7 protein-coding genes are annotated in these 6,597 nt (G+C 39.9%); 1 reads left to right on the forward strand and 6 read right to left on the reverse strand.

Annotated features, from left to right (window positions below; translation table 11 throughout):
• Positions 1–341: 341 nt before the first annotated feature.
• From ON064_RS16350 to mobV, 6 genes are all read right to left on the reverse strand, one after another.
• Positions 342–905, reverse strand: coding sequence for a site-specific integrase (locus ON064_RS16350; protein ID WP_274625599.1), 564 nt, complete (start codon positions 903–905; stop codon positions 342–344).
• A 496-nt stretch (positions 906–1,401) separates the two neighbouring features.
• Entirely contained in the window at positions 1,402–2,067 is a 666-nt protein-coding gene (locus ON064_RS16355; RefSeq protein WP_274625600.1) for a DUF3885 domain-containing protein, read from the reverse strand.
• Positions 2,068–2,145: 78 nt separating this feature from the next.
• Positions 2,146–2,592 (reverse strand): DUF7878 domain-containing protein, encoded by a 447-nt coding sequence (locus tag ON064_RS16360; RefSeq protein WP_274625601.1) that lies wholly within the window; start codon positions 2,590–2,592, stop codon positions 2,146–2,148.
• A gap of 97 nt (positions 2,593–2,689) precedes the next feature.
• Positions 2,690–3,244, reverse strand: a complete 555-nt coding sequence (locus tag ON064_RS16365; RefSeq protein WP_274625602.1) for a MerR family transcriptional regulator — start codon at positions 3,242–3,244, stop codon at positions 2,690–2,692.
• Positions 3,245–3,449: 205 nt separating this feature from the next.
• Positions 3,450–3,710 (reverse strand): hypothetical protein, encoded by a 261-nt coding sequence (locus ON064_RS16370; protein ID WP_274625603.1) that lies wholly within the window; start codon positions 3,708–3,710, stop codon positions 3,450–3,452.
• Between the two features lie 119 nt (positions 3,711–3,829).
• The gene (gene mobV, locus ON064_RS16375) at positions 3,830–4,894 is read right to left on the reverse strand and encodes a MobV family relaxase (RefSeq protein ID WP_274625604.1); all 1,065 of its coding nucleotides are present in this window, start codon (positions 4,892–4,894) and stop codon (positions 3,830–3,832) included.
• A 513-nt stretch (positions 4,895–5,407) separates the two neighbouring features.
• Here mobV and ON064_RS16380 point away from each other — a divergent pair.
• Positions 5,408–6,349, forward strand: coding sequence for a hypothetical protein (locus tag ON064_RS16380; protein ID WP_274625605.1), 942 nt, complete (start codon positions 5,408–5,410; stop codon positions 6,347–6,349).
• Positions 6,350–6,597: the final 248 nt, after the last annotated feature.

The following is a 6,597-nucleotide window of genomic DNA, read 5'->3' on the forward strand; positions in this document are numbered from 1 at the left end:
CCTAAAACAGTTAAAACAATTAAAACAAAGTAATTAAAAACACCAACAACACGCGTACGCGCGCGAGCTGGTGGTGGTGGGCAAATAATAGGGACCGAAAGTGTGGCATTTCAAAAATCCTTCTCAGATCGCCATGACTTTTTCTATAAAATCATTGATTTTACAGAAGACAAAGTGAATCGCCCTCCTGATGCATCTATAGAACGCACAGAACCCCCTTTAAAACGATTTTAAGACCAAGATTGAAGAGAACTAAGGGTTCATCTTTAAAATCAATTCTAACCCCCTTAGAAGCCTTTTTTTGACAAACAAAAAAACTCCGCAGAGAAATGATGGGAGTTTTACAGGCGAAATGCTTTTAAATTGCTCTCAATTTGCTCGTCTGTGATGCCAATGTAACGCAAGGTGATCTGCGGATGCGCATGGTTGAGGATATTCTGCAGCTCGGCAATGTCTTTAAACTGCTTGTAATGCCAATACCCAAATGTTTTCCGCAAGGTGTGCGTACCGATCCCTACCGAAATATCGACCATCTGTGCGGCCTTCTGAAGCTGTCTGTACGCTTGAACGCGTGTAATGGGTCCATTTCCCTTACGACTCGGAAAAAGCCACTCAGCGCCTTCTAACGTGCGAATATAGGCATCCAGTTCTTCGTAAATGTTTCCGAGATGAATGGTCCGGCGTTTTCCGGTCTTTCCTTCACGCAACGACACCACTTGCTTGCCCTGGATCTCACTCGTTTTGATGGTTAACAGATCCCCGACACGCAAGCCGGAATTGATGCCCAAGAGAAACAGAATGTAATCCCGTTCGCTGCACCATTTCTTTAGGCTCCATTTCATGTCCTCGATCTTTTCTAGCGACCGAATCGGCTGCACATCTTTAATTTCACTTTGTTTACTCATGAGAGGCTCTTTCTGACCGCTTACGGAAGAAAAGTTCGCTGATGATATTCACCACAAAACCACTCATCAAGATCCAAAAGGAGGCATTAAATTCGGACAAGAAAATTAGAGAATAGATTGCATGCCCTAAAAGAGCGACAAGGAGAAATAAATAACTTATTTGAACGGCTTGATTTGAACTTTTTTTCTCGGCTGGTGTCATATTTCGAAAAAACATGTGCGGTCTCCTTTTGCTCGCAGTGAGCTTGGTTTTTTTTACGGATTAACTTATGTAGCGAACTACTCAAGGCATTTCGGTCAAAAGAAAAGAGCGCCGCCAAGGAAAAGCGAACGCAGGAAAGTCAGGGATCTGAATGTATCATTTTTTCTCGTAAAATCAGTTTCGCTCGTTTTTCTCGGGAAGTCAATGGAATCAGGGTTTTGAATGTAACTTAATTAGTAATAAGTTACATTCAGATCAAAGCAATAGCATATTATTTTCCCTGGACCTAACCGGTTACGTAAATAATTGTTTCATATCTTCGCGGTTATACTCATAGAGCCAATCAGAGTATTTTTCATACAACGGCCGTAACGTCTCTTTATCAGCTGCAATCACTTCACAGCCTCGATCATCGTAAATAAAGAAGATAGCATTTTTGGTGAGGTTGATGAAAAAAGTATCAGGATAATACATCCCCTTTTCTCTTCTAAATTTAGGCTTCAAGGGAAAATCTTCGTTACAGGCAGCCTGGATCAGCTGAGGATAATGCAAGTCATGTTTCCTGCATTTCAAATGATACTGCGCCGTATAATAGTCTTCTGCTTCTTCCTCATCGAAAACATAGGGCAGTGTGCTCAGCTTTAGTTGTAAAGCCAATTTTTTATTTTTGACGCCATTTTTATATACCTTGAAAGGTTTTGTTCTTCCGTTGGCATTTTTTCGGTGATAGACATTCGTTACTAAAACCAATTCATCCTCTTTAGAAAAAAGATCGTTAAAGATTGCCAAGGTTTGCTTGTATGCATTTTCAAACCGGTGTAGATTCAGTTTGTCCCCTTCTTCAAACTGATAAATTCCTAATCCCAGTTCGAAATGAATACCATTTTTCCATTGAAGATAAAGGCTTGGCTTTAAAACCAGCCCAGGAAAAGTAGTATGTAAATATTCTTGTAAATCCATCAATTTATATGCTCCTTTTTCGAAACAAATTTCTTGAATTGAATGTAACTTAATTCACATTAAGTTACATTCGGTTTATCAGAATCGAGTGAAGTATGAATACTTGATATTGAACTTCCTCAACAAAATATCTTCTAGTTTAGTTAAATACTGGTCTACTGCTTTTAACAACACCTCAGAAGCTATCGTGCTTTCGTGTTCAAATTCTTGCCAAATTGAAAAGAGCTGCCATTCATTTTCGCTTTTTCTAATAAAAGATAAAATAGGTCCTTCCCTTTCATCATGTTCCATCGTGAAGTAATAAAAATCATTTTCTCCTTCGGAATCTTTCGCTCTCCACTCTTTTAAAGCAACACCCAGTTCAAGCAACGCTAAGGACGGTTCATGAAAGAAACACGAATGACCAATATGAATGGTTAATTCCCCTTGCACATCAATCAATAATTTTCCGTTTTTCTGTCGAATTAGCTTTTTATCCAATTTCAATAACGGATCCAATTCAAAATCAATAGCCAGATTCTCCATGCAATCACTCCTTCAGTACGTTTCTACTGGAATTTTTCAGTGTGAATGTAACTTAACTGCACTTAAGTTACATTCAATTCCTCTAAATCAGTGCCTTTTATTTGTTCCATATTCTGGCCCATAAACTTCGCGTGTCTTTTTTGGGCGTAACTGTCTCAGGTTCGCTTTCTTCCTCTTGTGAGGACGATTCTGGCGCTTTTAACTCCAGTTCTTCCGGTACTGGTGCAAGTAATTGCTTCTGTTGCTCTTCTATCTGATCAATCTTCTTCTGCATTTTCTCCAATATTTCTACAAACATCATATCGCGTTCTTTTTGACGCTCTTCTTGTTGCTGTAGCTGGTTTTTTAGTCTTTTGACCTCCTCCAGCGTAGCAGCTGCTATGTCGTCGCTATCGCGCTCGCGTGGCGCTACGGAGACACTCTTTTTCAAACCCTTAGATGCCTCTATAACAGCCTCTTCAAGCGATTTTTTACCGCTATGTACTGCCGCTATGATGCTTTCAATCGCTATGTACTCGCTATCTGTATAAAGTCGAGCGTTTTTATGGGTTCGTTGGAACTGGATACCTTCCTGTTCCAACAAAGCCGAATACTTCCGTAAAGTGGAGGGTTGGATTTTTAATTTCGCGCTTACTTCACTTGGAGTCAACATCGAACATTCGCCTCCTTTTCTTTTTCTTCATGTTATAAGAGTCCGATCAATCCTGCATCTTCTTTTTCCGGAAAAGGTTGCTAGAAAAATAAAAGAGAAAATGCTGCGGACCAGCACCTTCTCCAATTTTCTGTTATTGAACTTCCGATAAGTCGGGATATGTAAACTTACCTTATCTCAGAAGCGATAATTTCCGATGAACTACTCACACTAATTTTTTTTGGAAATTTAAAAAGGAAATGGTAAAGGTAATGATAGATAAAATAAGAAAAAATACTCCAATGAAAATCGGGATATAAATATAGGCATTGATCATGGTTTCAGATGTCTCCCATACGGATGCACCATAGGGTCTTGAAAGTGTAGAGGCAACAGAATTCCCGTTAAACCCAAAAATTAAAGATACAACTCCCAAACAAAAGAAAATAATGGACATAAAAAATGAAGTAACAACATTCTTTTTCACAATCGATCCTCCTTAATTATCAACTTGATTTATTTTACCCTTTATCTTTTTAAATTGTTTGTAAATTTTTACTTTATACCTAGTATTTGTGCGAAAATAGAAAAGAGACCGTTGTTGGCTTAACGCTCCAACTCCTGGTCTCTTTTTCTAGCCATAGTTTTTTGTTTTTCTTGCTCACGCTCTTTTTGCCATTCCTTGAATTTCTCCAAGTGTGTTTTTGCAAACTCCACCAACAGATTCAACTTGCTTCTCAAGGTTTTATTTTCTTTTCGCAACTCCTGATTTTCTTGTTTCAACTGGCTGTTTTCTTTTTGCAGCCGTTCTGTCTTGGATTTCTCTTGATCCAGTTTCCGATCGCTGGAGACCACCGCATCAAACATGTCATCAAATTGCTTCTCATGCGTCGCGATGGTGCTTTCAATAGCTTCGGTCGCTTTGGCTCTTGCTTTGAGGGCTTCAAAATCCTCTACCGGCAATTTCACGTGGTTCCGGTCAAATAGCGTGGGTTTGCTGACTTGCAGCTCATCGACCTTCTTAGAAGCCGTCAGGGCGTTTCTAAGGGCTTCCGTTTCCTTCTCCAGGGTTTTAATCTCCTCATTGAGCGTCAAGGCCTTAAAACGGCTCATTTCGATGTGTTTCCGGTCCGAAGCAATGCCCCGTTCGACCTCAAATCCTAACGTTTGCATGTGTTTCGGAAATTCCTCTTGCATCCACTGCAATTCCTGGCGATTAAAGACGTTCTTGCCCTGGAGTTTGCCGTCACGCATCGGAACGACTCCTAAGTGCATGTGAGGCGTTTTCTCGTCGTTGTGAACCGTCGCATACGCGATATTTTGTTGGCCGTATCGTTCCGAAAACAATTTATGGCTTTCCTCGAAAAACCGTTTCTGTTCGGCCGGATCTAATCCGTCAAAAAATTTCCGGTCCGACGTCACCAGCAGCTCATTCACGAGCACGGCATCTTTTCGTGTTTTTCGCTCACTTACTTTTTGGCTCTCGATGATGTCTTTTACTTGTTTGTTGTAATCAATTTTCTCTTGATGCAGCAAATCATAATTCAAGTGCTCACGGTCCGGATCGATGTCTGGATTCGTCCGACTTTCCCGTTCTCGCTGATTGTGAAATTGCATGCCCTTTAAATCCGGACTTTTCATTTTCTGCATCCGTACCACAGCAAAACTCACAAAAACACGCCCCCTTATTCCGGTCAACTTCCATGTAAAGTATAGCACACTATACTTTATTGCATAAAGGTGTGCTCTCCGAGGGTAAGAGCGAAGGTCAAAAGCAAGGGGCTGCCTCAATAGTGAGGCGCCCCCAAAGTCAAAAGCATGGGGTCGATCGTCCTCGATGGACGTTCATTCCCCAGTGACGCGCCCCCAAAGTCAAAAGCATGGGGTCGATCGTCCTCGATGGACGTTCATTCCCCAGTAGTTCAAGAGCAAGAAAAGACAGCCGGCTTTGGCTGTCTTTTCCGTAGATCAACAAAAAAGTGATGATAGCGTAAGCGAATATTCCTTAGACCTAAAAGTGAATAAATCGACAGCTTTTCAAGGAAACTGACTTCTCAAAAAAACTGTTGATTAATTAGAAAAAAATGTATATATTTAGATAAATTTGGTAGGTGTTTTTAAGTAAGTTGTTAGGTATGAAAGTTCTTACGCGCTGCTTTCATTGCTAAACTTAAGGAGGATATTTTGAGAAAAATTCAGGGACTATTCATACTCATCTTTCTTTTTCTATTGACGGGTTGCTCTCACGTATCCGAAACGGATGATAAAGCTATCTATGAATCATTTGAACAACCGATTACAAAAGTTGAAGAAGTTTTTTCCTTAGGATTGTATGATGGACAGGATTTTGAATACGACCGTACTTTTGAAGTTGCTAACGATGTTTTTCGAAAAGATCTAGTGCTAGGAAATAAAACTTCAGAAAAAGGTTCGTTTGTACTCGTGATTTTCAACCATGGAAAACAGCTGGAATTCCAAGTTGGGAATGAAATTACCAGCCAATACAGTTTTGATATTGAGCCAGACGACTACCACAAAATGGACATCTCCTTACTGGATCTAGAGGATGGTTTTCATTCCATAACTTATATGCTTTTTGATGATCCTGAAACATTCCCACAAGATTACGAAGTCTCCATGGACCTTTCCAACATATTTTCTATACGAGTAAATCTATTCAAAAATATAAATGCTATTCCAGACGAGCGACCAGAACTAGTTGCTGACGCTATCCAGAGTGACACAAGAAATATTCACGGACTTTTATTAAGCGACAAAAAGGAAAAGTACAAAGTGCTATTCAACGAACAGTTAGGAGCGAATCAAACGGTTCCCTTTACCTTGTATTATGGAAATGGCAATTTGGATGCCCTGGACTTCTATCTGGTAAGCTTGCTGAACTTTGAACAAGTTCCCATTAACGATGCCTCTTACCTATACGATGCGCTAGGTTCTGAGGAGGAAAAAGAACTGTCTCTCGATATAAGTTCTCATTCTCTCACTCAGGAAAAGAACTCGTATCAATTCATCATGATTCCTACCCCTTTTAAAGCTCTAACAGACGAAGATCCCTTCTTGTTACAAGATCCGTTAGCCAGTAACAGAGCCACTCTAATAAGAGAATAGCTTTTTCATTTTTCAACACATAAAAGTAACTAGTAAAAAACGTTCGTAAATGCGACTATGCATTTGTTCGAACGCTTTTTATTTTGAATGTAAACTACTAAAAAGACGGCAAATTCAGAAGATTGCTGCGTAAAAAAATCCGACAGTGCCCAGTTATACACCACCCTAAAATCGGGGTGATGACAGGGTTTTACTTGTCGCCTTCGGATATCCAAAAGAGAGAAAGAAAGAATAAAAAATGAATCAAA

It is taken from the genome of Planococcus sp. A6 (genome assembly GCF_028823615.1).
Taxonomy (GTDB): Bacteria; Bacillota; Bacilli; order Bacillales_A; family Planococcaceae; genus Planococcus.